The sequence below is a fragment of the Streptomyces sp. NBC_00829 genome (genome assembly GCF_045161795.1).
In the GTDB taxonomy this organism is placed as follows: domain Bacteria; phylum Actinomycetota; class Actinomycetes; order Streptomycetales; family Streptomycetaceae; genus Streptomyces.
In genome coordinates this window covers 4,587,025-4,610,371 of record NZ_CP108867.1, presented here as the reverse complement: position 1 = coordinate 4,610,371, position 23,347 = coordinate 4,587,025, and the positions used below count along the sequence as shown (strand labels likewise).

The 23,347-nt window shown below is 70.6% G+C and carries 19 protein-coding genes and 1 pseudogene; 8 read left to right on the top strand and 12 right to left on the bottom strand.

What is annotated here, in order from left to right:
- Window positions 1–18 precede the first annotated feature (18 nt).
- Window positions 19–882 carry a choice-of-anchor K domain-containing protein gene (locus OG293_RS20340; RefSeq protein WP_406000206.1) on the top strand — a complete coding sequence of 288 codons (864 nt, stop codon included), beginning with the start codon at window positions 19–21 and terminating at the stop codon, window positions 880–882.
- Window positions 883–999: 117 nt separating this feature from the next.
- Here OG293_RS20340 and OG293_RS20335 read toward each other — a convergent pair.
- A pseudogene (locus OG293_RS20335) lies at window positions 1,000–1,344 on the bottom strand (Twin-arginine translocation pathway signal); the annotation flags it as partial.
- Between the two features lie 280 nt (window positions 1,345–1,624).
- Between OG293_RS20335 and OG293_RS20330 the strand changes: the two are divergent.
- Together OG293_RS20330 and OG293_RS20325 are read left to right on the top strand one after the other, a co-directional pair.
- Window positions 1,625–1,837: a hypothetical protein gene (locus OG293_RS20330; protein ID WP_406000205.1), complete on the top strand. Its 213-nt coding sequence runs from the start codon at window positions 1,625–1,627 to the stop codon at window positions 1,835–1,837.
- Window positions 1,838–2,217: 380 nt separating this feature from the next.
- On the top strand, window positions 2,218–2,430 hold the full coding sequence (locus tag OG293_RS20325; RefSeq protein WP_406000204.1) for a hypothetical protein: 213 nt from the start codon (window positions 2,218–2,220) through the stop codon (window positions 2,428–2,430).
- Between the two features lie 247 nt (window positions 2,431–2,677).
- On the opposite strand, the gene OG293_RS20320 is transcribed toward OG293_RS20325, so the two are convergent.
- Together OG293_RS20320 and OG293_RS20315 are read right to left on the bottom strand one after the other, a co-directional pair.
- Window positions 2,678–3,241, bottom strand: coding sequence for a MepB family protein (locus OG293_RS20320; protein WP_406000203.1), 564 nt, complete (start codon window positions 3,239–3,241; stop codon window positions 2,678–2,680).
- Window positions 3,242–3,371: 130 nt separating this feature from the next.
- Entirely contained in the window at window positions 3,372–3,905 is a 534-nt protein-coding gene (locus OG293_RS20315; protein WP_406000202.1) for a hypothetical protein, read from the bottom strand.
- A 185-nt stretch (window positions 3,906–4,090) separates the two neighbouring features.
- Here OG293_RS20315 and OG293_RS20310 point away from each other — a divergent pair, with 185 nt between their 5' ends.
- Window positions 4,091–4,387: a hypothetical protein gene (locus tag OG293_RS20310; RefSeq protein ID WP_406000201.1), complete on the top strand. Its 297-nt coding sequence runs from the start codon at window positions 4,091–4,093 to the stop codon at window positions 4,385–4,387.
- A 5-nt stretch (window positions 4,388–4,392) separates the two neighbouring features.
- Here the strand turns inward: OG293_RS20310 and OG293_RS20305 are convergent, their stop codons facing one another.
- The 3 genes from OG293_RS20305 to OG293_RS20295 all read right to left on the bottom strand — a co-directional run bounded on the left by OG293_RS20305 (window position 4,393) and on the right by OG293_RS20295 (window position 10,133).
- A complete protein-coding gene (locus tag OG293_RS20305; protein WP_406000200.1) occupies window positions 4,393–5,229 on the bottom strand; it encodes an adhesin in 837 nt (278 codons plus the stop codon).
- Window positions 5,230–5,445: 216 nt separating this feature from the next.
- On the bottom strand, window positions 5,446–7,263 hold the full coding sequence (locus tag OG293_RS20300; RefSeq protein ID WP_406000199.1) for an MFS transporter: 1,818 nt from the start codon (window positions 7,261–7,263) through the stop codon (window positions 5,446–5,448).
- Window positions 7,264–7,430: 167 nt separating this feature from the next.
- A complete protein-coding gene (locus tag OG293_RS20295; protein WP_406000198.1) occupies window positions 7,431–10,133 on the bottom strand; it encodes a serine hydrolase in 2,703 nt (900 codons plus the stop codon).
- Window positions 10,134–10,343: 210 nt separating this feature from the next.
- On the opposite strand from OG293_RS20295, the gene OG293_RS20290 reads away from it, so the two are divergent.
- The 3 genes from OG293_RS20290 to OG293_RS20280 all read left to right on the top strand — a co-directional run bounded on the left by OG293_RS20290 (window position 10,344) and on the right by OG293_RS20280 (window position 12,579).
- On the top strand, window positions 10,344–11,072 hold the full coding sequence (locus OG293_RS20290) for a GPP34 family phosphoprotein (RefSeq protein ID WP_406000197.1): 729 nt from the start codon (window positions 10,344–10,346) through the stop codon (window positions 11,070–11,072).
- A gap of 232 nt (window positions 11,073–11,304) precedes the next feature.
- On the top strand, window positions 11,305–12,162 hold the full coding sequence (locus OG293_RS20285; protein ID WP_406000196.1) for a helix-turn-helix domain-containing protein: 858 nt from the start codon (window positions 11,305–11,307) through the stop codon (window positions 12,160–12,162).
- A 207-nt stretch (window positions 12,163–12,369) separates the two neighbouring features.
- Window positions 12,370–12,579: a DUF397 domain-containing protein gene (locus OG293_RS20280; RefSeq protein ID WP_406000195.1), complete on the top strand. Its 210-nt coding sequence runs from the start codon at window positions 12,370–12,372 to the stop codon at window positions 12,577–12,579.
- A 169-nt stretch (window positions 12,580–12,748) separates the two neighbouring features.
- Here the strand turns inward: OG293_RS20280 and OG293_RS20275 are convergent, their stop codons facing one another.
- Window positions 12,749–13,588: a hypothetical protein gene (locus OG293_RS20275; protein WP_406000194.1), complete on the bottom strand. Its 840-nt coding sequence runs from the start codon at window positions 13,586–13,588 to the stop codon at window positions 12,749–12,751.
- A gap of 226 nt (window positions 13,589–13,814) precedes the next feature.
- Here OG293_RS20275 and OG293_RS20270 point away from each other — a divergent pair, with 226 nt between their 5' ends.
- Window positions 13,815–14,597 (top strand): SDR family oxidoreductase, encoded by a 783-nt coding sequence (locus OG293_RS20270; RefSeq protein ID WP_406000193.1) that lies wholly within the window; start codon window positions 13,815–13,817, stop codon window positions 14,595–14,597.
- Between the two features lie 118 nt (window positions 14,598–14,715).
- Here OG293_RS20270 and OG293_RS20265 read toward each other — a convergent pair whose 3' ends face one another.
- From OG293_RS20265 to OG293_RS20245, 5 genes are all read right to left on the bottom strand, one after another.
- A complete protein-coding gene (locus OG293_RS20265) occupies window positions 14,716–15,831 on the bottom strand; it encodes an ADP-ribosylglycohydrolase family protein (protein WP_406000192.1) in 1,116 nt (371 codons plus the stop codon).
- 347 nt (window positions 15,832–16,178) lie between these two features.
- The gene (locus tag OG293_RS20260; RefSeq protein ID WP_406000191.1) at window positions 16,179–18,914 is read right to left on the bottom strand and encodes a tetratricopeptide repeat protein; all 2,736 of its coding nucleotides are present in this window, start codon (window positions 18,912–18,914) and stop codon (window positions 16,179–16,181) included.
- Between the two features lie 4 nt (window positions 18,915–18,918).
- On the bottom strand, window positions 18,919–21,510 hold the full coding sequence (locus OG293_RS20255) for a bifunctional FO biosynthesis protein CofGH (RefSeq protein ID WP_406000190.1): 2,592 nt from the start codon (window positions 21,508–21,510) through the stop codon (window positions 18,919–18,921).
- Window positions 21,511–21,752: 242 nt separating this feature from the next.
- The gene (locus OG293_RS20250) at window positions 21,753–22,328 is read right to left on the bottom strand and encodes a Uma2 family endonuclease (RefSeq protein WP_406000189.1); all 576 of its coding nucleotides are present in this window, start codon (window positions 22,326–22,328) and stop codon (window positions 21,753–21,755) included.
- 50 nt (window positions 22,329–22,378) lie between these two features.
- Complete coding sequence (locus OG293_RS20245; protein ID WP_406000188.1) at window positions 22,379–23,299, bottom strand: hypothetical protein; 921 nt, start codon at window positions 23,297–23,299, stop codon at window positions 22,379–22,381.
- Between the last annotated feature and the right edge of the window lie 48 nt (window positions 23,300–23,347).

Sequence of the window (23,347 nt, the reverse complement as noted above, 5' to 3'; positions counted from 1 at the left end):
GAGCAGGAGTCAGACACCATGACCACCGTCGTCACCTCCGGCGTCTTCCCATCCACCACCCCGGCCATCTCCCCGGTCGACGGGCTGGGCACCGCAGACGTCAGGTGGGGCAGCAGCGGCTCCCAGAGCGGGTACCAGTTCCGTGGTTCGGCCGCGGACGTTCAGCTCGACGGCACCGAGTTCGTCGTCGGTACCTTCGTGCACCGCAATCTCCCCACCAACGTCAGCCCGAGCCAGTTCAACGTCATGCTCGCCGTCAACGTCATGTTCGAGGACGGCAGCACGACCGATCTGAACTTCGCCTTCCATCACAACGAGACACCCAACAGCACCGGCAGCAGTCCCGTGGATGACGATCTCGTCGACCTGCAGGAGTTCATCCACCCTCAGCCGGTCACGATCGACGGGAAGCAGTACAGGGCGGTCCTGAGCGGGTTCAAACGGGGCGGCCAGATCGTCCGGCAGTTCCGCAGCCCGGAGGGCGGAGTCAACTTCGCCGAGGTCGTCTGTATGTTCGCCTTCGACGAGCCGGACGTGATCATCTCCGACCTGCGCTACCTGGGCAACGGCACGGGCCAGCCCGACGAATACATCGAGATCTTCAACAAGGGCGGCGCGCCCCAGGACCTGACCGGCTGGGTCGTGGAGTGCAAGCCCACCGGGCACACCTACGCCTTCCCCCCGGGGACGATCATCCAGCCCGGCCAGCGCTACCGGGTCTACACGGACGAGGTCCACCAGGAGTTCGGAGGATTCTCCTTCGGCTCCTCCGCGGAGGTCTGGCGCGACGAGGGCGGCATCGGCCGCCTGGTCCACGACGGCTTCGTCGTGGACCAATACCCCTACCTCGACAAGGGCTTCAACAAGACCGGCACGCCGTAGCGGGGCATCGCCCTACCGGGACTGGTGAGGCCGGCTTCGGCCCCACCAGTCCGGGTAGGACAGCTCGCGCCTCTTGTTGTGCGCCTCTCGGGCGGCGCCGCCGGAACGGATTCAGCATGCGCTTCGCTCGCCGAACAGGCTGGCGACGTGGGCCTGTTGGTGCAGGGGACATGACCCATACTTTCGGGGCGAGGCGGTCGGCGTCGTCGAGGGCCGCCTCGCACAGGTCGATGACGGCGTGCCCGTCGCCGAGGTCGGTCCGCACCTGGGCTTGGTTGACGAGCGAGCAACCGATGAGGTGCGGTCGCGGGACCGCATCGCCATTTCCTGGGTGACGCCTCGCCAGAAGCTCGCCCCGTCCAGGTCGCCGGCATCCTGGTACAGCCATCCGACGAGGGCGGCGTAGGCGGCGCCGACGCGGAGCAGGCCGCGGCGGGTCTCGCCCCGCGCGGAGCGTAGGAGCGAGACCTGCCGCGCGTACGCCGAGTCCCGCGGCTGGGATATGGCGGGCATCTGGCTCGACCTCGGCGACCACACACCCGCGCGGCCGACTGTGCACACCCCCTTGACCCTCCTTCCGGCCGGAGCACCTCGCCAGGAATCCCGGCCGGAACGGGTTCACCACCCATCCATCACGGAGGGAGGCATCATGCAGTGTTCCGAATGTGGCCAGGCAGGGACACAGACCTAGGACGGTTGGTGGATCTGCTACGCGGCATCAGCCAGCCCGGATAGGAGCATCGTGAAGTGTCCGCAGTGCGCCGCCCGTCTTGCCCCGGTCGGCTCGGAGTGGTACCGGTGCGGCGGCTGCGGATACGAGATCGCCGAAGACGCGGCCCGGCTGCACGTCGAGTTGGCCGCCGCGTTCGAGGCCGACCCGGGCCAGTTCTTCAAGGACGTCGAGGCCCGACGCGATGCGATACGAGCGCTGGAGCCTGTGTGGCATCGCCGCTAGACACCGGGTCTGCCCGTGCCCCGTCGTGGGCAGGCCGGGGCCGCTGGCCTACGAGGTCGGCCGTGTGGCTCGCCGATGGCGTCGGCGATGAGGATCACAGCCCGATGACTTTGCGTAGTGCGCGCCCGCGCCGCGCACGGCGCGGCGGCGCCGGCCAATGCCGTTGCTCCACCGCCCGCGTGGGCATGACTGTCGGCGCATCGCCCCACCTCGTGGCGTGCGTTTCCATGATCATGCAGGCGGATGGATGCCGATCACTTGTGGAAGGCGCGGAACGCACCCTGGGCGCACTCCCGCATGGTCTTCGAGGGGACGGGGCGATGCCCCGCCGCTCCTCGTCCGTGCTCCGAAAGCAGTCGCTGAACCGCAGGAGGTAGGACGTGGCCGGGACCGAGAGCGAGCCCAAGTTCGATCACGTGGTGTCGGTGATGTTCGAGAACCGGACCTTCGACAAAGATGGGTTTCCGGTTCGACCGGGCCGGGATCACATACCCGGTCTCGACCCCAAGACCGCGACCGGCCGCCAAGCCAACGACTACATGAACGGCCGGACCGCCAGAATCTACCCCGGCCTGGTCACGGCTCCCTCCTGACGAGAAGCACCGGGAGGCCAGATGACTCAACTGGCTCACGCGTCCGTCGACTGGTTTGGTGACGGGAGTCTGACCGCGAGCTTCACCACCATCGGCATCCGCCGGTTGTAGCCGCAACCGATCGAACTCCTCAAGCGGGTGTCGCAGTTCGAACCCGCCGGGCGCTCGTCATGCGCTGCCCATCTCGGTCCCACCCAACGCCCCGCGGACGTGAGACGGGCTCCGCTCGCGAACGGGTACCAGGGACTCAGCCGTGATAGAGCGCGCGGGCGCGGGCAGTGTCGACAGGCCCGTCTTCAGGCAGCGGAAGGAAGTGGTTCAACTGCCACATCTGTGTGTGGCGCGCTTGGCGGCTGGTGGTCGTCGCCCATGGGGGATAGACGCGGAATGCCCGCTTACCGCCAGCACCGCTCCGGGACATGATGCCTCGTTCGCAGAGCACGTCCCGCGGAAGGACGAACTGACCGAACCCCTGGTCGTCCCGCGTGCTGATGACACACAGATCAACGGCATCCTCCGCGTCGAAGGGCCGGATCGGCCTGCTCGCGGACCTCACCCACACCGTGACGAACTGACCGGCTTTCGTCGGAGTCGTCTTGGCCACGCGGAACCTCACCGAGAGGCCGTCCAGCGTGAACGCGCATGCCCCGTACTCGGCGCTCTCCGCTTCAGGTACCGGCCGTGAGCAGCGGAACCCACTCGGCTCGTACACCAGCGAACGCGCCGCCAGCAGGTCGCCGGGGATGCCGGCCCAGCGCTGCCAAGGCCCGGAATCGGGGGCGTCGGGCTCCGAGGGGCCTTCATCGCTCATCGTCACTCTTGAATTCTGCCATCCCCCACTCGAACACATGACCGAGGCCCGGGCGGGCGGGAGGGTCGCGCCCCGGGCTTCGCGCCATCGCTTCGGACTCCCCCAGCCGCCCGGGCCGCTCGGCCCGCCTTCACCAGCAGTCGCGACCGCCGGCGCCGCCGTGGTGGCCGCCGTTGCCGTAGCCGTTGCCCTTGCCGTACGGGTCGTACGAGTCCGGGCAGTTGCTGTCGGGCCGGCTCCCGTCCGGGGACGGAGCGGCGGTCAGCGGCTCAGGAGACGGTGAAGCGGTGCCGCTGCCGTTCGACTGCGCGGCGGGCTTCGCGGGCGGCGTTGCCCGTCGGGTCTCCGGCCCGCGGGCCGGCTCCGGGGCGGCCTCGGACGTCGCGCTGATCGTGGGGACCGACAACGGCAGGCTCGTCGGGCTGATCAGGTTCGGCCGGCCGCCGAAGTCGGTGTCGGCCACCGGGGCCGGCTCGCTCGCCGTCCCGCTGCCACCACCGATCAGCAGCGCAATGCTCGTCACCAGCGTGCCGAGAACAAGCGCAACCGCCGCTCCCAGGACGGCGCTTCTCACCCGGGACAGGAAGGAGACACGTCCCGCGACGTACTCGGCCGACCTCCGACCCCGCACCGGCACGTCCACCGCACACCCGTCGAACCGCATCCCCGGGAGCGCACCTCTGTGATCGCGCCCACACCCCTGACAAGCCATGGCTGACACTATGCAGCATGGCTGATAAGCGCTGGTAGGCGCCTCATGGCCTCGCTATGGAAACGGATGGGGTTACCGGCAGTTCGGTGTGTGCATTCCCCTCTCCCGGAGCTCAATTCCGGCCTATCGTCTGCCGCATGAGTCAGTACGCCACAGCGATACAGGACGCATCACACGAGCACGACCACTTCGGTCCGAGCGGCCACGACATCCGGCAGCCCGTCCGCGTGCACGCGGTTCACTGGCCCGGCGCCGGCGACGAACACTGGGACACGGCGCACACCATGTGTGGCCGGTCCGCGGCCACCATGGCGAAAGCTGCGCACACCGGTCCCGATCCGTCCGTCTGGCACGCGCCCCGGTGGGCCGGGCTCGCCTGCGAGGAGTGCGACGAAGCCGTGCGGGCGGCGGCCCGCTCCGGGGCCGGCCGCTGACGGGGTCACGAGCGGCAGTCCGCCCGCATCTGGGCTGCGGCATGGTGCGGGGTCTCGCCGTCGGCGCGGCCCGGGTTCCGCCCGCGGTCGACCATCTGCACCGCGACCTGCTGGTCGGTCACCGGGATCTTCCGGACGACCTTGTCCCTTCCGCGCAGTGACCTCTGGTCGATCTCGAAGGACTTGATCGCACTCTCGTCGTCCTCGGGATCGGCCAGCACGCGGTAGGTCGTCGGACTGCCCGCCACGTCCGCGTCGCGGCCCGTGTCCGGGACGACCACGGCCACCGAGCAGGTCGTGTAGCCGCTGCCCACGTACCACGTCCAGGTCGCCCTGCTGTCGTTGTCCGTGGTCTTGCTGCCCGACATCGGTATCGCGGAGAAACTGCCGTCGCAGCCGTCGCCCTTGTGGCCGCCCTTGCTCACGGTGTACCAGCCGTTGAAGCCGTCCTTGAACCGGGCGGTCTCGCGGTAGAGGCCGCCGCCGCTGCAACCCGGGCCCGCCCAGGCGGAGTAGGAGGGGCGGCGGGAGGTACCCGTGGGCTTCGCGTCGCCCGGCGTCTTCGCGCCGCGCGAGTCGCTCGGGTCCGGTGAGGGCGTGGCCGCCGGGGTGATGCTGGGCAGTGCCGTGGGGACGATCCGCTGCGGTGCGCCGCCCAGGTCGCCCGGCGCGAGGTCGTAGTTGTCGGGCGTGCCCGCTCCCGTCGCGGCCGAGTCACCTTCCGACAGCGTCACCGCCGTTACGGTCACGGCGAAGGCCGACAGAACGGCTCCCGCCGCCAGCAGGATCTTCCCGGTCCGGGACAGGCGGGAGACACGTCCCGCCAGCGTGTTCCCGGCCACCCGCGCTCCCCCTTGCACTCGCCGTTTCACGATCCCGGAGGCAACAGTTCCGCAGTGTGGACACCGCCCGTCGGGCAGAAAGTCCCTGCTGTCGCCCCCGCATCCTTCGCACCTCATGTCGCACCCGAACCACTAGACCAACTACCTGGTATGTCACGGCTTTCCACTATGCAGCAGCACCGTGGCCGCAGGTAGGTGTTACAGCCGGTAAGGGGATCAGCGAAGTTCATCCGGGCACGGAGTGCCCCGAGGCAGCGGCTGGTACGGAGCCGCCAGGTGGTACACCCCCGGCGCGGGCGCGAGGAGTTCGGTCCACTCGTCGCCCTCCGCGGTCTTCTCCGCCTTGAACAGGCAGCCGTGGAGATTGACGAACGTCCTCGGGTCCTTGTCGCGCTGCTTCGACTCCGCCGTCTCCTGCGGGGCTTTCACCTTCTTGCCCTGCGCGTCGACGATGCTCAGCCACGGCGAGTACGGGATCCGGATCAGCACCCGGCCCGCCGTCCTGACCTGGATCGTGAGCTCACCCGCGCCGGCCCGGTCCACGGACGCCGGCGGGTCCGCCAGCGGCATCGGGTCCTTCACCGCGAACAGCTGCCAGTTCGCGTCGCTCCAGATCCGCGTCAGATACGGCTGGCCCTCGCGCACCAGCTCCGCCTCCTGCTTCGCCCCGCTGGAGTCGGGCGACCCTTTCGGCAGCACCACGAAGTGCACCGCCCACCGGTCGAGCCAGGCGCGGTAGCCGGTCGAGGTGAGCGTCCTGTCGTCGTCGTAGAAGAGCGGGTTGCGCTTCATGTCCGCCTGCCGGTTCCAGCCGCGGGCCAGATTGACGTACGGCGCCAGTGCGGATGCCTCACGGTGGCTGCTCGCGGGGACGACCTCGACCCGGCCCCGCTCGGCGCGTACCTGCTGGAGCCGGTTGACCAGCGGCGCGAGCTCGCGGTTCCAGGAGGCGGCCGGGGCCGTACGCACCATGTCGTCGACGGCCTTGAAGCCGATCCAGAAGTTCAGGCCCGCGAAGACGATGACAAGCGCGTACCACTTCCGGGACTTCGGCAGGCAGAACGGCAGCGCAGCCAGCAGCACCACGCCCGCGAAGAGCATCGGGAGGCGCGAGACGTTCGAGCCGATCTGGGAGTCGATCAGCCAGGTCAGCAGCGTACCGAGGGTGTAGACGCCCGCCGCCACGCGGACCGTGCGCCAGTCCTTCGGTACGAGAACGAGGACCAGCACCCCGAAGGTGAACGGCAGCGAGGTCGACCAGAACGACATCGGCTGCGTACCGGAGAACGGGAACAGCCAGGCGGAGAGCGCCACGACCACGACCGGGGCGAGGCCGAGGGCGTACGCACCGGGACGGCGCCGGTTCAGGAACAGCGCCGCCGCGACGACACCGAGGAACAGACCGGCGACCGGGCTCGACGCGGTGGCGATTCCGGCGAGCGGGGCGGCCACCGCCGCCTTCGCCCAGCGTTTCGAGCGCCAGCGGTGGGGCCAGCAGAAGACCGCGGCGACCGCGCCCAGCGCGAACATCATGCCGAGGCCGAACGTCACCCGGCCGGACAGGGCGTTGCAGAGGAAGGCGAAGACACCGGCGAGCGCGCAGGCGAGCGGATTGCGGACGGCGGGGACGCGGACCAGGATCAGGGCGGTCAGCGCGGCCGAGACCGTACCGGCGACCATCATCGTCGAGCGGACGCCGATCAGGGACATCAGATACGGCGAGACGACGCTGTACGAGACCGGGTGCATCCCGCCGTACCAGGCGAGGTTGTACGCGGAGTCGGGATGGCGGCCGACGAACTCGGCCCAGGCGTCCTGGGCCGCGATGTCCCCGCCGCTGTTGGCGAAGAAGAAGAACCAGATCAGATGGGTGAGCGCGGCCAGCGCCGTCGCGACGAGCACGGGATGACGGCTCAGCCGGTCGCGGAGGTCGGCGAGGGGGCCGGGGTCGTGCGGACCGGACGCGGGCGGACGTATTCGCAGCCCGCTGTCCGGGCTGCTGCCGTCCGCGTGTGTCGGCTCAGCGGTGGTCACTGCGGCTCTCTCCGTCTTCCCCGGCTGTGCCGTTTGCTCCCTCGGCCTGCCTGCCTCCGACGTGCGCTGTCATGTGCAAGGACGCTGCCCGGGCGCCCGGAAGTTGCCCCGGGACGCTAGCACGCGGGCGTCCCGGCACTCCGGGACGCCCGCGCCGCCTGCCCGGGTTAGCCGAGCCGGGTCAGCTTGGCGCCGAATCCAGGTTCCGTCAGGTCCCGCTGGAGCGCGACCGGGGAGGTCACCTTGCCGGTGCCGGAGCCGACGGAGAGCTGGCCGACGACGGTGCCCGCCTTCGCGGAGTGGGGGATCTTGTTGCTGTCGTCGCCGAGCTGGAGGTCGACCTGAAGGCCGCCCCAGCCGACCGCCTTCAGTTCCTTGGTGGCGACGACGGCGGTCCGGCCGCCGAGGCCGTCGTCGACGTAACCGACGACATCACCCTTCTTGACGACGGTCGCCGAGGTGACGCCGTCCTGGGCGGCCCGGATCAGCTTGAGGCTGTAGTTCTCCACCGCCAGATTCAGCTTGTCGATCAGCTGCACGGCCTTCTGCGCGCCCATCACCACACCGATGATCCGGCGCTGCTTGCCGTCGACCACGGTGTTGGCGGCCCAGAGCAGATTCCCGCCGGCGGGAGTGGAGGAGCCGGTCTTGATGCCGCTCACTCCCGGCTGCAGCAGAATCCTGTTGTTGTTCTCGATCCGTCCTCCCACGCCGCCGCCGTCGACACCGGGGATCTCGATGTTCGGAGAGTTGACGATGCCGCGGAAGATGTCGTTCTGCATAACCGCCTTGGCCAGCTTGAGCTGGTCCTGCGGCGTGGACACGGTGGTGGCCTTCAGACCGCTGGGGTCCGTGTAGGTGCTGTTGGCCATGCCGAGCTTCTCGGCAGCGGCGTTCATCTTCTTGACGAACTCGGCCTCGGACGTCGAGTCCCAGCGGGCCAGCAGACGTGCCGCGTTGTTCCCGGACGGAATCATCAGCAGCTGGAGCATCTGCTTCTCGGTGAACTGCTGCCCCTTCGAGATCCGTGCCGTCGACTCGTCCCCGATCCTGGACTCGTCCTCCGCCTTCTGGTCGACGGTGATCTTCTCGCCCACCTCCTTGCCGGAGATGGGGTGCTCCTGAAGGATCACGTACGCCGTCATCGTCTTCGCGACGCTCGCGATCGGGGCAGGCTTCTGGGCTCCGTACGTACCGATAGCGCCGACGCCCTCGACCTCGACGGCGCCCTGGCCCTCGTCGGGCCACGGCATGGCGAGCTTGCCGCCCTTGAACGTGAACGTCTGCCCGGCGGAGAGGGCGAGCTCCGGATCGGGAAGCGGACGCAGAACCTGCACGATCGCAAAGACGATCAGAAGCAGAAGAACGAGCGGGGTCCAGATCTTGATCCGCCGGACAACGGTGCGCACGGGGGTCTGGGCCGGCGGCGGAGTGTTCGTCAGCTCGGCGAGCAGATCGAGCGGCGGCAGCGGGGGCATGGGCTGCTGCCTGGTGCGCTCGGCCTCGGCGAGGGAGGCGGGCGCGGAGGCCTGCGCGGCCGGTGCGGAGGCCTGCGGGGTCTCGGGAGCGGGCGCGGGGGCGGCAGCCGAGGCTTCGGGCTTGCTCGGGGCGGGCGTACGCACGCCGTCGCCCCGCAGCGGCACGAAGGTGCTGGTCTTCTCGGCGGGAGCTTCGGGCCGGGGGGCCGGAGGCACCTTGAGCGCGGTGGTGGGGTGGTCGACCGGGGGCTTGCGCGGCGTCTTGAAGACGGCTGTGGCCTGGTCGACGGGAGGCTTGGCAGCGGGCTTTGCTTCCGCGGATTCGGCGGCGGCTGCCTTGCTCTCGGCAGGGTCGTGCCTGTCCGCGGACGGGGCGGGCTTGCCCTCGGTCCGGTCGGTCCGGTCTGCCTCGGTGGACGGAGCGTCGGCCTCGGCTGCCTTGCCGGCTGCGGGCTTGTCCTCGGCTGCCTTGCCGGCTGCGGGCTTGTCCTCGGCTGCCTTGCCGGCTGCGGGCTTGTCCTCGGCTGCCTTGCCGGCTGCGGGCTTGTCCTCGGCGGGGTCCGGCTCGCAGGACGGAGCCTCGTCGGAGTCGGCCGACTGCTCGGGAGCCTCGGCGGGGCTCTCGGCCGACGGGGTCCCGTCGGCGGATTCGTCCTCCGCGTCATCCTCCGCGTCATCCTCCGCGTCGACATCCGCGTGGACATCCGTGTCCGCGTCGGTGGCCTCGGCGCTCGGCGCGGGCGGGGTGTGGGCCGCGCTCGCGTCCGCTGACGCCTCCTCGGCCCCGGCGGAGGCCTGGACGCGGGGCCTGGCTGCGGGCTCCTCAACCGGAGCGGGATCGTCCGCGTCATCGGCGTCCACGTCCGCGTCGGCCGACCCGGACTTTGCTTCCGCGGACGCCTCAGCGGCGACCGGGTCGGCCTCGCCCTCGCCCTCGGCATCGACCGCAGCATCGGCATCGACGCGCGGCCCGGACGCCGACGGCGCGGACGGCGCATCGCCATCCGGTTCGCCCGCAGCCCCGTCCGCAGCCTCGGCCCCGCCCTCGTCCGCGCCGTCGTCCGCGCCGTCGTCCGCGCTGCGGACCCACGCAGCCACCGCCGCGCGCAGCCTCACGTCGTTCTCCACCGAACCCGACTCCCCGCCCGGCTCCGTGGCAACCGGAGCGTCCGGTTCGGTGTCCGGCCGTGCGGCCGGCCCGCCCGTCCGCTCCGCCGGCAGTTTGAAGACCGCCGTCGCCTGATCCACCACGGGGGCATTCGCTCCCGGGGACGCCTGGCGAAACACGGCGAGCCGCGGGTCGCGTTCACCCGGAGTCGTCTCCCCCGACGACTTCCGCTGCTCCGACTTGTCGGGGGACTCGCCCGCCACCGTGCCTCCTCCATGAGTCATGCGCCATACGCCGTACGTACGCGCAACACGGGCCGTCCAACGGCAGCCCGTGTTGTCCGAACCATCTACCAGTGTCCTGTGTGAGAGCGGCGCTTTCGTGCTAAGACGAGAACGACATACCTGCCGGTTCCCGCAGAAAGTACCCAGGTGCTCTCGACAGACCAATGTGAGAGGGGTCACCCTGTCATTCATCCACGCGGGGAGGCATGGATGGGCAGGAGCCGCAGAACACTTCCGGAAGAGCTTCTACTGCTCGCTCTGGACCCGGCCACGGGTACCACAGCGCAGCCGCAGTCGCTCGACCTCGGCCTGGCCGGAGCTCAGCTAGTGGAGCTGGCTCTGGCAGGACGGATAGCCCCGGACGGGGATCGTATCGCCGTGGTGATGCCACGGCCGACAGGAGATCCGACTTTGGACTCCGCACTGGAACTGCTGCGCAGACGCGGCAGCCCGGTTCGGGCCGTCCACTGGATCGGCGGGCCCCGACTGGGGCTGCGCCAGATTTACCTCTCGCATCTGGAGCGGTGCGGCATGGTGCATGCCGTGGCGGGCCAGATGTGCGGAGTGCTGCCGACGACTCGCTACCAGGCGACGGACACGGCGATCAGCCGGGACATCAGGGCCCGGCTGGACAGTGCGATCCGCACCGGCGTACCGCCGGACCCGCGGACCGCGGCGCTCGCTGCGCTGGCCCACGCGGTCGGACTCGGCAAGCACCTCTACCCCGGGAACGAAGGGCGTTCCTCGAGGTCCCGTCTGCGGGATCTCATCCGGCACGACCCCATGGGCGGCCTCGTGGCTCACGCCGTGATGGACGTCCAGAACGGTGCGGCCGCTCAACCGCGCCGTAATCCCGCGGCACCGAACGGCAGTCGCCAGCCGGCCGCCGTGTCGATGCACCCGGGGCACGGAAGCATGGCCCGCGTCGCCGCTCACTGAGGCACCACCAGCAGCACCCGCACCACGTACAGCAGCGCCACAGATCCGCCGCACCGTCGTCCCCATGGCCCGGTTCGGGAGCCGCACGGAACGCGCGGAGCAGCCGACTTCGGCTGCTCCGCGCGTTCGCGCGTGCCGCCTGTGTAGCCATTTCGCAGCGCAGCCACGACCATTGGTGGCAGTCTGCTGAGCGGTAGATACGCTCAGCTACGCAGCCGGAGGTGCAGTTTCCGTGGCGTCCAACGTCAACCCCACCGTCAGGCGACGCCGATTGGGCCAGGAGCTGCGTCGGCTCCGGGAACTGAAGGGCATGACGGCCGAAGAGGTGGCGGAGCGGCTGCTCGTCTCCCAGTCGAAGATCAGTCGCCTTGAGAACGGCCGCCGCTCCATCAGCCAGCGCGATGTCCGCGACCTGTGCGGGGTGTACGAGGTCGAGGACCACCGGATCGTCGACTCGCTGATGCAAATGGCCAAGGACTCCCGCCAGCAGGGCTGGTGGCACGCCTTCGGCGACATCCCGTACAGCGTCTACATCGGCCTGGAGACCGACGCGGCCAGCCTTCGGGTGTACGAACCCCAGGTGGTCCCCGGCCTGTTGCAGACCCGGCGGTACGCCGAGGCCCTGATCGCCGGCGCCCTGCCGGAGAGCGGGACGTCCGACGTGGAGAAACGGGTCAGTGTCCGGCTGCGCCGCCAGGAGCGGATCAAGGACGCGGAGCCCCCGCTGCGGCTGTGGGTGGTGATCGACGAGGCCGCGCTGCGCCGTCTCGTGGGTGACAGGCACCTGATGCGCGAGCAGTTGGAGCATCTGGTGGAGCTGTCCCAGATGCCGCACGTGACCGTGCAGGTGCTGCCCTTCGAGATGGGCGCGCACCCGGGCATCAACGGCCAGTACGCGATCCTGGAGTTCCCGGACGCCTCCGACTCGAGCGTCGTCTACATCGAGGGCGTCACGAGCGATCTGTATCTGGAGAAGGCCAACGACGTGCAGAAGTACAGCGTCATGTACGAGCATCTGCGCGCCCAGGCTCTGAATGTGGAGCAGACCAGGCAGTTCATCGCCGGCATCGCCAAGGAGTACGCCCGCTGAAGGGCACCCCGCAAGGCCGCCGGAGCGGCCAGGGCCGCGAGGGGGACCGTACGGTACACCCCAGCCACCTCGCGGCGGAAGAGTCACATGGAATATGCCATCCGGTCGAGTGAATGCCCGACTCGCACCCCCATCGCGGCGAGTAGCGTCGATCAGGCCAGCAAGAACGTTGGCGCACATCACACCACTTGCCGAAGCGGAGCGAACATGGCAATCCTTCAGGGCGCCACGGATACCTGGACGAAGTCCTCGTACTCCACAGGGAACGGCGCATGCGTAGAGGTCAAGTCCCCCGTCGTGCAGACGGTCGCCGTGCGGGACTCCAAGGTCCCCTCGGGCCCCTCGATCACCTTCGTCCCCGGGTCGTGGAACGCCTTCGTGAACGAAGTGGGGCACGGCTCCTTCGATCTCGGCTGAGCCCCCCGCCGCGGAGTGCGCATAGCCGCACCGTGAAGCGGGCAACATCCAGCAGAGCGAAACGACACAGCACAGCGCTCCACCCATCAGAGCCCTCTCGACTGGTCCGCCGTCCCGGCCGAGGGGGCTCGGCCATGCCCCCACGGCCATCCCCCCACCCGCCTCCGTCTCAGCGCAGTTGATCGACGTAGAGGTCGGTGCCGGGGACCGTGGGAATGAAGGGAGCCACGAGCTCCACCCGTCCGAGACCCGATTCGACGACCGCCGCGTCGAGACCGGCGAACGAAGACTCCCAGCGCTCTCTCGGGTCCTCCTCGAGGAACCACAGCAGCGTCAGCCGGGTGTCCACGCCCTCCACCTGCTTCACATAGGTCATCCGGTCACCGGGCAGGGGAGTTGGCCTGAAAAGCGTCACCATCGCCGCGGGGGAGCCGGCGAGCCGCTTCGGCAGATGCTTCGAGCGCAGCCACTCCAGCAGTTCCGCCCGCTGCCCGGGCCCGTCCGCGTCGATGACCTCGACCACCAGGCCCGCGTACGGGTGGTCCAGCGCGTGATAGTCGCGCGGGCCCGCGGCCCCGTCCCGGTAGACGGTCGCCTCGTGGTCCTGGAAGGCCGTGAAGACATGGGTGCGGTCCTGGTAGACCCGTCCGTCCCGGTTCAGCCTCTTGTTGATGCCGACGGTCCACTTCATGTGGTCCGCGTAGCGGCCGTCGGTGATCCAGTACGTGGAGATGTAACAGCCGGCGGTGACGGGCCGGGCCACCGCGGATTTCTCGGGGTAGCGCAGACGTTGCAGGTCGCGGGTGGCGACCCAGCGCCGCCCCGCGTACATCCAGGGCATGGCCATGGCTCCCGCGTAGTAGTGGTCGTCCTCGTACCAGCGGTTGTACGCGTACTCATGGCCAGGGTGCGGTTCGACCATGGTGATCAGGGCGTGGCCGGGGCGGACACCGTAGGGGCCGACGCCCGCCAGTTCCGCGTACACCTCGCTGCGCGTGTCGTCTGTCATCCCTCCGGTCTATCTGATGGTGCATCAGCTGTGGAGGGGGAGGCAGCCGAAAGGCGGCCCGGACAGCCGCCCCTGGCGCGAAACAGGACACGCCGCGGCATGCCACGCCGGCAGGCCTGCCGCTCGGCACGGCGCGCGGTGACGCCGTCGGCGCTCTTCCTTCCGTATTCCCCGGCCCGTACCCTGACGCTCCGTCAGGTACGGCCGGCTGCCGAAGGAGCCCACCATGCTGCTGCAGGGGAAGACCGTGATCGTCTCCGGCGTCGGGGCCGGACTCGGCCACCAGATCGCCGCGGCCGTCGTACGGGACGGCGGCAACGCGGTCCTCGGCGCGCGGACCGAGGCGAACCTCGCCAAGACGGCGGGCGAGATCGACCCCGACGGCTCGCGCACGGCCCACCGGTCCACGGACATCACCGACGAGTCCCAGTGCGAGGCGCTGGCCGCGCTCGCACGGGAGCGCTTCGGCCGGATCGACGCGGTCGTCCATGTCGCCGCCTGGGACAGCTGCTTCGGCGGGCTGGCGGACGCGGACTTCACCACCTGGCAGGGCGTCATCGACGTGAACCTGCTCGGCACCCTGCGGATGACCCGGGCCTGCCTGCCGGCACTGAAGGAGCGCGGCGGTTCGGTCGTCATCATCGGGACGCAGTCCGCGGTGGCCGCCCCCTCGCAGGTGTGGCAGGCGGCGTACGCGGCGTCCAAGGGGGCGCTGACCTCGGCGATGTACTCGCTGGCACGCGAGCTGGGCCCGGACCGGATCCGCGTGAACACGGTACTGCCCGGCTGGATGTGGGGGCCGCCCGTCCAGGCGTACGTCCGGTTCACCGCGCACACCGAGAAGGTGCCCGAGGACGAGGTGCTCGGGCGGCTCACCGAGCGGATGGCGCTGCCCGAGCTGGCGACGGACAGGGACGTCGCGGAGGCCGCGGCCTTTCTCGCCTCGGACCGGGCGCGGGCGATCACGGGTCAGTCGCTGCTCGTCAACGCGGGTGAGCTGATGCGTTAGGCAGGGCGCGGACGGCTGACGCGCTCGTTGTGTCGCAGGGGCCCGGCTCCCGGGGGAGCCCGGCCCTCATGCTTGCGCCGGTGGCTCGACTCCGTACGCCGACGCCCCTCCCCCTCCCTCAGGTGCGGGGGTAGCGGGCCAGCCAGCCCGTCGAGGAGACCGTGGGGCCGTGCAGGGCCGGGCCCTGGGTCATCTCCATCGCGAAGTCGTCGGCGAGTTCGAGGATGGTGGGCCGCCCCTCCAGCTCGGAGAGCCAGGCCGGCGGCAGGGCCGTCTCGCCGTGCAGCACACCGAGCAGCGCGCCGGTGACGGAGCCGGTGGTGTCCGAGGGGCCGTCGTGGTTGACCGCGAGCCGCAGACCGTGCCGGATGTCCTCGCCGACGAGGGCGCAGTAGACGGCGATCGCCAGGGCCTCCTCGGCGTTGTGGCCCTCTCCGAGCTCGGCGATCCTCGCGGGGCTCGGAATGCCCTGCCGTACGGCGCCCAGCGCGTGCTTGAGCGCGTCTGTGACGGGCTGGTGCCCGGGACGCGCGGCGAGCTGCGCGAGCGCGCGCTGGACGGTCCCGTCGAGGCTCTCACCGCGGGCCAGGCCGTGCACGATGACGGCGAAGGCCCCGGCCGAGAGGTACGCGGTCGGATGGCCGTGCGTCTGGGCCGCGCACTCCACGGCCAGCTGGCACACCAGCTGCGGCTCCCAGCCGACGAGCAGACCGAACGGCGTCGAGCGCACCAGCGCGCCCGCGTCGCGCGCGGTGGGGTTCTTGGGTGCTTCGAGCGTGCCCATGGCCTCGTCGGCAAGCCCGACGAGACAGGGCCCGGCCGGACCGCGGCGGGTGTAGAGCCACTCCTCGCGGGCGAGCCAGCCGTTGTCCTTGCGGCGTTCGTCGGGACCCCAGTCGCGCTGGGTGGCGGCCCATCTGAGATAGGCGCGGTGCACATCGGTGGGCGGGTGCCAGGCGCCGGTGTCCCGGCGGACCTGCGCGCGGATGAGCCCGTCGACGGTGAACAGGGTGAGCTGGGTGGCGGCGGTGACGGCCCCCCGGCGGCCGTGGGCGGGCACCAGGTCGAGGACTCCGTCCGCGCCGTGGGCCTCGCGTATCTCCTCCAGTGTCAGCGCGGCCACACCGGCGCCGAGCGCGTCGCCGATGGCACCGCCGAGCAGGGCACCGCGCACCCGGGCGCGGAAGTCCTGTTGCTCGGCACGGCCCCACACGGCAGTACCTGTTGCGCTCACCGCGCGCCCCTCCCTGGACATCGAACGTATGCCTGGCGAAGCACTGTAATCGACCGCGCCAGATCACTTCAGAACCGGAACGGAAAGTGGCCGGTCGTACATCAGGCCGGATCCAATCACTCTTCACCGCAGGACGGCCGCGTCGTCCCGGCTGCCCGGAATGCCCCGCCTGATCGCCATGACGCGTGCCACGTCGCTTGGATACGGACGCGAGTAGGTGAACCGTTCACCGATCGCCGTGTCCGGTTCGCGGACGGGCCCATCCGCGAACCGGACACGGCGATCGGTCCGCGCCGGGATCACTCGTCCGGTCGGCGCCGGGATCACTCGTCGGGTCGGCGCCCGGTTCACTCGTCCGGCAGTCGCCTCCGGCCGCCGTCCCCCATCGCCCCGGCCCGGCACCGTGCCTCCTCGCGCAGCGTCAGATGGGACTGGTTGTCCGGGGCGATCTCCACCGCCCGGTCGAGGTCGGAGAGTTCACCCTCAAGATCACCGAGGGCACGTCGCACCCCTGCCCGCGCCACGAGCGCGAAAGCCTGCCGGGGCTCCAGCTCCAGCGCACGGTCGAGGTCCGCCAGCGCCTCCTCGTGGCGGTGCAGCCGTTCGTACGCCCGGCCGCGCGAGACATACGCGTAGGCGTACCCAGGATGGTGCGCGAGCGCCAGGCCGTAGTCGGCGACCGCCTCCTCGTACCGTCCCGCCAGCGCATGGGCGTAACCGCGCTGCGACAGCGCCCACTCCTTGGACCGCGCCTGTGTCACCATCCGGTCGAGGTCGACGAACTCCCTGAGGGTGTCACCGCGTTCGCGATGGATCTCGACCCGCCTCAGCAGCGCCCACAGGTAGCCGGGGTCCAGCTCCAGCGCGCTCTCCAGGTCCGCCAGCGCCTCTTCCGTCCTGCCCAGCGCGTGCTTGGTCATCGCCCGGCTGCCCAGCGCCCACGCGTACGCCGGATCCTGCGAGAGCGCCCGGTCGAAGTGGGCGATCGCCTGCTCGTAACGGCCGGCATGGCGCAGGATCCAGCCGAGTTCCCCCAGGATCCACACGTTCCCCGGGTCGAGTTCGCGGGCCCGGCCGATGTCCGCCAGGGCGCCCTCGCTGTCGCCGAGCGCGCGCCGGACCTGGGCCCTGCGCACCAGCGCCCACACATGTCCGGGCCTGGCGTCGATCGCCCGGTCCAGGTCGGCCAGCGCCTCCTCGGTGCGGCCCAGCACATGCTTGGTCTGGGCGAGGCTGGCGAGCGACCAGGTGTCGGCCGCATCGAGCGCGAGGGCGCGCTCGAACTCCGCCAGTGCCTCGTCGTACCGCCCGACCAGGCGGTATGTCTCTCCGAGTCCGAACCGCGCCCGCCGGCAGTCCGCGTCGAGCTCGATCGCCCGCCGGTAGTCGCGCAGCGCCTCCTGCCACTCCCCCAGATTGCGGTGGTCGCGGCCCCGGACGACCAGCGCCGCCACCCGTGTCTCCTCGTCCGGCTCGGGCCTGGCCAGGATCAGGCCCAGCGCCCCTGTGCCGCGGCGCCGTTCGTCCTCCAGGGCCGAGAGCGCAGCGCCTCCCAGCGCCCGCAGCAGCTCGCTGTCGCCGTCGGCGCCCGCGTCGGCGACGGTCCGGGCCCAGTGCCGGGCCGTGACGGCGCCCGCGTCGCACGCGTCGATCCCGTCCCGCAGAGCGGCGGCCAGCGCGGGACGCGGCCGCGCGCACAGCAGGTGGTACAGCTCCTCGACACGCAGCTCCCGCCAGGAGTCCTGCCCCCAGCGCTGGTCCGCTTCAAGGCCCTCCTCGGCCGCTTCGCGCCAGCCGCCGAACGCCTGGGCCAGCCGCGTGTGTCCGGCCCGCCAGCTCTCCGGCGAGCTGTTGCGCCGGAGCCTCAGCATCGGGTCCCGTACGACGTCGTGGTACTGCGCACGGCCCCCGCGGTCGCTGACGAACGGCAACCCGCGCAGCCAGGTGAACAGCCCCTCCGTGTCCCCTTCGACGGCCGCGCCGAGCACGTCCTCGTTGAGCCGGCGCGGCAACGCGCCGTCCAGCGCGGCAGCGCGGCGGACCGGGTCCTGCTCCCACTTGAGGAAGCGCTCCACGGCGGTGGCACAGGGGTCGTCGACCGCTCCCGGATTCTCGGCGAGGGTCGAGACAAGGACGGGCAGCCGGCCGGAGAGCGTGAGCACCTCTCGTACGACCTGCTCGTCCGTCACACCCTTGGCGGTGAGGAGCCGGCGGGCCTCGGCCTCGGTGAAGGGGGCGAGCGGGAGGTCGGCCACGAAGGCGGCATGGTCCGCCCAGCAGGCGGGGTCGAGCGGCTGCTGCCCGGAGAGGGTGACGACGACATTCCCGGGGAGCAGTCCGTGGCGCCTGCTGGTGATCAGATCGCGCAGCCATAAGTCGAGGAAGGGGCCCGTGCGTTCATAGGTGTCGAAGAACAGCGCGAGCCAGGGGAGATCGGCCGCGACCCGGTTCAGCTCGGCGACCAGCACCGGCGTGAGCACCCGCAGCGGGTCGAGGACGAGTTCCACGTCCTCCTGCTTGCCGAAGCGGGCGCTGAGCAGGGCTTTCACCGCGGTGGCCCCGCGGGCGACCTGGGCCGGTTCCACGGCTCCGGCGAGCGCGCCGACACCCGGGACCATGCCCAGACCGATCAGCCCGGCCTGGGCGGCGGCGAGCGACCCGGCCGTGGGGCCCTGTTGCGGGTCGGGTGCGGTGGCCGTGGCGGCGGCCGACTCCGCCTCGTACCGGCGCTGGCGATAGGTCGCCAGCAGCTTGTCGAGAGCCTTGAGCGGGTACCCCTGCCCGGCGAACAGGTGGCAGAGCTCCTCCATCGCCTCCGGCACCCCGGTCGCTGATTCGTCGAGGACGGCGACCAGCGCCTGTCGCTCGCGCGCCGCCTCCGCGAATTCGCGGACGAGGGAGGTCTTGCCGACGCCGGAGTTGCCATGGATGTGGAAGACGAAGCGCCGTCTCGCGTCTCCCGGTGGCAGATCGAAGGTGCCGCGGAACGCGGCCAGTTCATCAGAGCGCCCGACGAAACTCGCCCGTCTGGCGGCCTCGATGAGCTCCTGGACGGACAGACGCGCGGCTCCTCCTGCACTCATGCGGTCAGTCTGGCAGCAGCGGCAGCAGCTCCGGGAGATGACCGTCCGACGCGACGGCGGCGCTCACCCGCTCCTCGGGCACCTCGCCGTACAGCGTCGTACGCGGCCGGGCCGGCCGGCCCGCCGCCTCGGCGATCGCGACGAGATCCCGGATCGAGCGGTACGAGCCGTAACCGGAGCCCGCCATCCGCGAGATGGTCTCCTCCATCAGCGTCCCCCCGAGGTCGTTGGCCCCGGAGCGGAGCATCTCGGCAGCGCCGTCCGCGCCCAGCTTCACCCAGCTGGTCTGGATGTTGGTGATGTGAGGGTGCAGGAGAAGGCGTGCCATGGCGGTGACGGCGCGGTTGTCCCGGGTGGTCGGGCCGGGGCGGGCGATGCCCGCCAGATAGACGGGCGCGTTGGTGTGGATGAACGGCAGCGTCACGAACTCCGTGAAACCGCCCGTCTCCTGCTGGATCCGGGCCAGCGTGCGGAAGTGCCCGAGCCAGTGCCGTGGCTGGTCCACATGCCCGTACATCATCGTCGAGGACGAACGGATGCCCAGTTCGTGCGCCGTGCTCACGACCTCGACCCAGGTGGCGGCCGGCAACTTGCCCTTGGTGAGGATCCAGCGGACCTCGTCGTCGAGGATCTCCGCGGCGGTCCCCGGGATCGAGTCGAGCCCCGCCTCCTTGGCGGCGGTGAGCCATTCCCTGATCGAAAGAGCGGTGCGGGTCGCGCCGTTGACGACCTCCATCGGCGAGAAGGCGTGCACATGCATACCGGGGACGCGTTCCTTCACCGCGCGCGCGATGTCGAAGTACGCCGTGCCCGGCAGGTCGGGGTGGATACCGCCCTGCATGCACACCTCGACCGCGCCGACGTCCCAGGCCTGCGCGGCCCGGTCCGCCACCTGGTCCAGCGACAGGGTGTAGGCGTCGGCGTCCGTGCGCCGCTGGGCGAAGGCGCAGAAACGGCAGCCGGTGTAACAGACGTTGGTGAAGTTGATGTTGCGGGTGACGATGTACGTCACGTCGTCGCCGACGACATCGCGCCGCAGCTCGTCCGCGATCCGGGTGAGCGCGTCGAGGGCGGGCCCGTCGGCGTGCAGCAGGGCGAGGGCCTCGTCGTCGGTGAGCTTCGTCGGATCGTCGGCGGCGGTGCTCAGGGCCGCCCTGACGTCCGTGTCGATACGGGAGGGCACCATGCCGGGCACGGCGGCCTCGCGCAGGGCCTCCCAGTCCCCGTACACCTCGTCGAAGTCGTCCCTGCGGTCGGAGGTCCGGCCCTCCGTGTCGATCGTGCGGTGCAGATCGGTGCGCCCCGCGGAGGTGAACCCCTCGTCGGGCTCCTGCCAGGGCAGACCGGCCGGGAGGACGTCCTGCTTCGCCAGGCCGGTCTGCGGGTCGGCCAGCGCCCGCACGTGCGGCAGCAGCCGGGGGTCCAGCCAGGGCTCGCCGCGCTCGACGAACTCCGGGTACACACACAGGCGTTCACGCAGCTCGAAACCGACGGCCGCAGACTGCTCGGCAAGAAGCTCGATCTGCGGCCAGGGCCGCTCGGGGTTGACATGGTCGGGCGTCAGCGGCGAGACCCCGCCCCAGTCGTCGATGCCCGCGCCGATCAGCCGGGCGTACTCCCCCGCCACCAGGTTGGGCGGCGCCTGGAGGCAGGCGGAAGGCCCCATGATGTGGCGGGCCACGGCGACGGTCGCGACCAGCTCGTCCAGCTCGGCGTCCGGCATCCCGCGCATCGCCGTGTCCGGCTTGGCGCGGAAGTTCTGCAGGATCAGTTCCTGGATGCCGTGGTACGCACGGGAGATGCGCCGCAGCGCGAACAGCGAATCGGCACGCTCCTCGTATGTCTCGCCGATCCCGATCAGCAGCCCGCTGGTGAACGGCACGGAACTGCGCCCCGCGTCCTCCAGCACCCGCAGCCGGACGGCCGGTTCCTTGTCCGGCGACCCGTGGTGCGGCCCGCCCGGTTCGCTCCACAACCGCGTCGCCGTGGTCTCCAGCATCATGCCCATGGACGGCGCCACGGGCTTGAGCCGCTGGAAGTCGGTCCAGGTCATGACCCCCGGGTTGAGATGCGGCAGCAGCCCGGTCTCCTCCAGGATGCGGATCGCCATGGCCCGCACGTACGCGAGGGTGTCGTCGTACCCCTCGGCCTCCAGCCACTCCCGCGCCTCGGGCCACCGGTCCTCGGGCTTGTCCCCGAGGGTGATCAGCGCTTCCTTGCAGCCGAGTTCGGCCCCGCGCCGGGCGATGTCGAGGACCTCGTCGGGCGACATGAACATCCCGTGCCCGGCCCGGCGGAGCTTGCCGGGGACGGTGGCAAAGGTGCAGTAGTGGCACTTGTCGCGGCAGAGCCGGGTGAGCGGAATGAACACGCTCTTGGAGTAGGTGATGACCCCGGGGCGGCCTGCGGCCTCCAGCCCGGCATCCCGCACGCGAGCGGCGGACGCGCACAGATCGACGAGATCGTCCCCGCGCGCCTGCAACAGGACGGCGGCCTCGGCGACATCCAGCGCCACCCCGTCCCTGGCGCGCCTGAGGGCGCGGCGCATGGCGTTCGCGGTGGGGCGTGCGGCGGGTTCGGGCTGGTGAGAGGTCATGAGCCGAGCATACGAGCGCGAGGGTCGGGGAAATAGCTGGCCTGCCCGGCCCGGGGGCGCGCAGCCCTGTCCCGGCCCTGGGGCGCAGCCCCGTCCCGGCGCTGGGCGCAGGCTGGGCCGTATGACCAGCCTCTCCCCCTCGCATCAACTCGCGGCGGCCCGCCGGAAGTGCTGTCCCTCGCCGAGAGCGGCGAGGCTACTCATCCGCGTAGTCAACTCGCATCGGCAGCGTCAGGCGTCATTCAGTCGGCGTAGTCCTTGAGCTTCTGCGTCTCCAGCGTGATCCCGACCGGGTCGGGGAGCTCGACAACGGCGCCGAAAGGGCGTGTGGTGATGCTTCGGTACGAGCCGCCCTCTGGTTCGGCGTGGACGGTGACCGAGCAGGCGTCACGGTCGACGAGGAGATAGACCGGAATACCGGCGGCCGCGTAGCCGTCGGGCTTCTCGACGCGGTCGCGCTGGTCGGTGTCCGCATCGCGCGAGGTGACTTCGACGGTCATCAGGACGCCACCGGGCTCGGCCCACTCACCCTGTCCGACGAAGTTCTCCTCAGGAGCCAGGCAGCCGTCCGGGCGGGCCCGCCCCTTGCGATGGGCCTCGACCTTCAGCCCCTGCTCCGGATACAGCGACAGCTCCGGCCGCTGCTGCATGCACCGCCTGATGAGCCACATGACGATCTCACCATGATTGCCGTCCGGCACGGGCTTGACCTGGACCTTTCCGTTGGTGAATTCCAGTCGCACGAACTCGGGCGCACGGCGGGCAAGCTCCTCGAAGTCCTTGACGGACATCTGGGGCTTGGTGGTCCTGGGGGTCATGGCGTCGCCTCCTCCCCTCCATGGTGCCCTGACCGGCGCATCCTGCACGGTCATCCGCGACTCCTCGGCGGCAGTCCGGCCGCGATGCGTGCAGCGTCGGCATGGGCTGCTACATCTGCCGGACGGGGCCCGGGGCGGAACGTGGCCGGGATGTCGTCCTCGTCCTCGCTGCGGCAGGCCTCACACATGCCGTTGATCAGCGGCTCGTCCTCCTCGGTCGTGTCGCAGAACATGCAGACCATGACGGTGTGCAGCACGGTCTCGGGCTCGCGGTAGGGCTTGGGCGGCATCTTGTCCTCCAGTCGTCGTTTCGCGATCCCCGCCGGGCTGTGGACCGCATCGGGCAGTCCGTCGGTGAGCGCGCGGATCAGGTGCGTCACACTCGCGCCGTACGTCAGCCAGGTCGCGGCGAGAGGTTCCAGCCGCTCACAGTCGGCGGCCGAGAGGGTCATCCGGGAGTCGGTACGGCCGAGGGCGGCAAGGGTCCGGTAGGCGGTGGTGCGCTCCGGGGCAGGCTCGGCGGCCGGCTCGTCGTCATGAGTGCCGTCCGGGGCGTCGTCCAGGGCGTCGAGCATCACGCCTCGTACGCTCCGGCAGAACTCCTGCCACCACTCGGCACTGCGGGCGGTGCGCGACCAGTACGTACGCGTCACCCAGCGCGTCCCGTCGTCGCGGACCACTTTCTCCTTGATCCGGCGCAGATGGCCCGCGTTCGTAAGTGCCTTGAGCGCACTGCGGATTGCCGCCTGGCCGTAGTCGGCGATGTGTTTGGCAAGAGTCTTGTGATCCATCGCCGCGCCCTCGGGGAGGCGATCGATGAAGGCGGCGACGGACGCTTCACGCTTGGGCAGGTGTGCGAAGTCGCCTCTGCGGCCGGGGGATTCGTCGGAGGCGAGGCGCTTGCCGTAGCCGGGGCTGGCCATGGGGTGCGCGGGGGTGGGCAGGGCACAGCTAGAGTTGAGGTAAGCCACGAGATCGGTCCTTGTCGATCTTGGAGGTCAGACCCCGGCTGGTGCTGC

Excerpts from the sequence above, each read along its gene's own strand:
- OG293_RS20340 (WP_406000206.1), top strand. The coding sequence starts at position 19 with ATGACCACCGTCGTCACCTCCGGCGTCTTCCCATCCACCACCCCGGCC.
- OG293_RS20320 (WP_406000203.1), bottom strand. The coding sequence starts at position 3,241 with ATGAGCGATGAAGGCCCCTCGGAGCCCGACGCCCCCGATTCCGGGCCT.
- OG293_RS20315 (WP_406000202.1), bottom strand. The coding sequence starts at position 3,905 with ATGCGGTTCGACGGGTGTGCGGTGGACGTGCCGGTGCGGGGTCGGAGG.
- OG293_RS20310 (WP_406000201.1), top strand. The coding sequence starts at position 4,091 with ATGAGTCAGTACGCCACAGCGATACAGGACGCATCACACGAGCACGAC.
- OG293_RS20295 (WP_406000198.1), bottom strand. The coding sequence starts at position 10,133 with ATGACTCATGGAGGAGGCACGGTGGCGGGCGAGTCCCCCGACAAGTCG.
- OG293_RS20290 (WP_406000197.1), top strand. The coding sequence starts at position 10,344 with ATGGGCAGGAGCCGCAGAACACTTCCGGAAGAGCTTCTACTGCTCGCT.
- OG293_RS20280 (WP_406000195.1), top strand. The coding sequence starts at position 12,370 with ATGGCAATCCTTCAGGGCGCCACGGATACCTGGACGAAGTCCTCGTAC.
- OG293_RS20275 (WP_406000194.1), bottom strand. The coding sequence starts at position 13,588 with ATGACAGACGACACGCGCAGCGAGGTGTACGCGGAACTGGCGGGCGTC.
- OG293_RS20270 (WP_406000193.1), top strand. The coding sequence starts at position 13,815 with ATGCTGCTGCAGGGGAAGACCGTGATCGTCTCCGGCGTCGGGGCCGGA.
- OG293_RS20260 (WP_406000191.1), bottom strand. The coding sequence starts at position 18,914 with ATGAGTGCAGGAGGAGCCGCGCGTCTGTCCGTCCAGGAGCTCATCGAG.
- OG293_RS20255 (WP_406000190.1), bottom strand. The coding sequence starts at position 21,510 with ATGACCTCTCACCAGCCCGAACCCGCCGCACGCCCCACCGCGAACGCC.
- OG293_RS20250 (WP_406000189.1), bottom strand. The coding sequence starts at position 22,328 with ATGACCCCCAGGACCACCAAGCCCCAGATGTCCGTCAAGGACTTCGAG.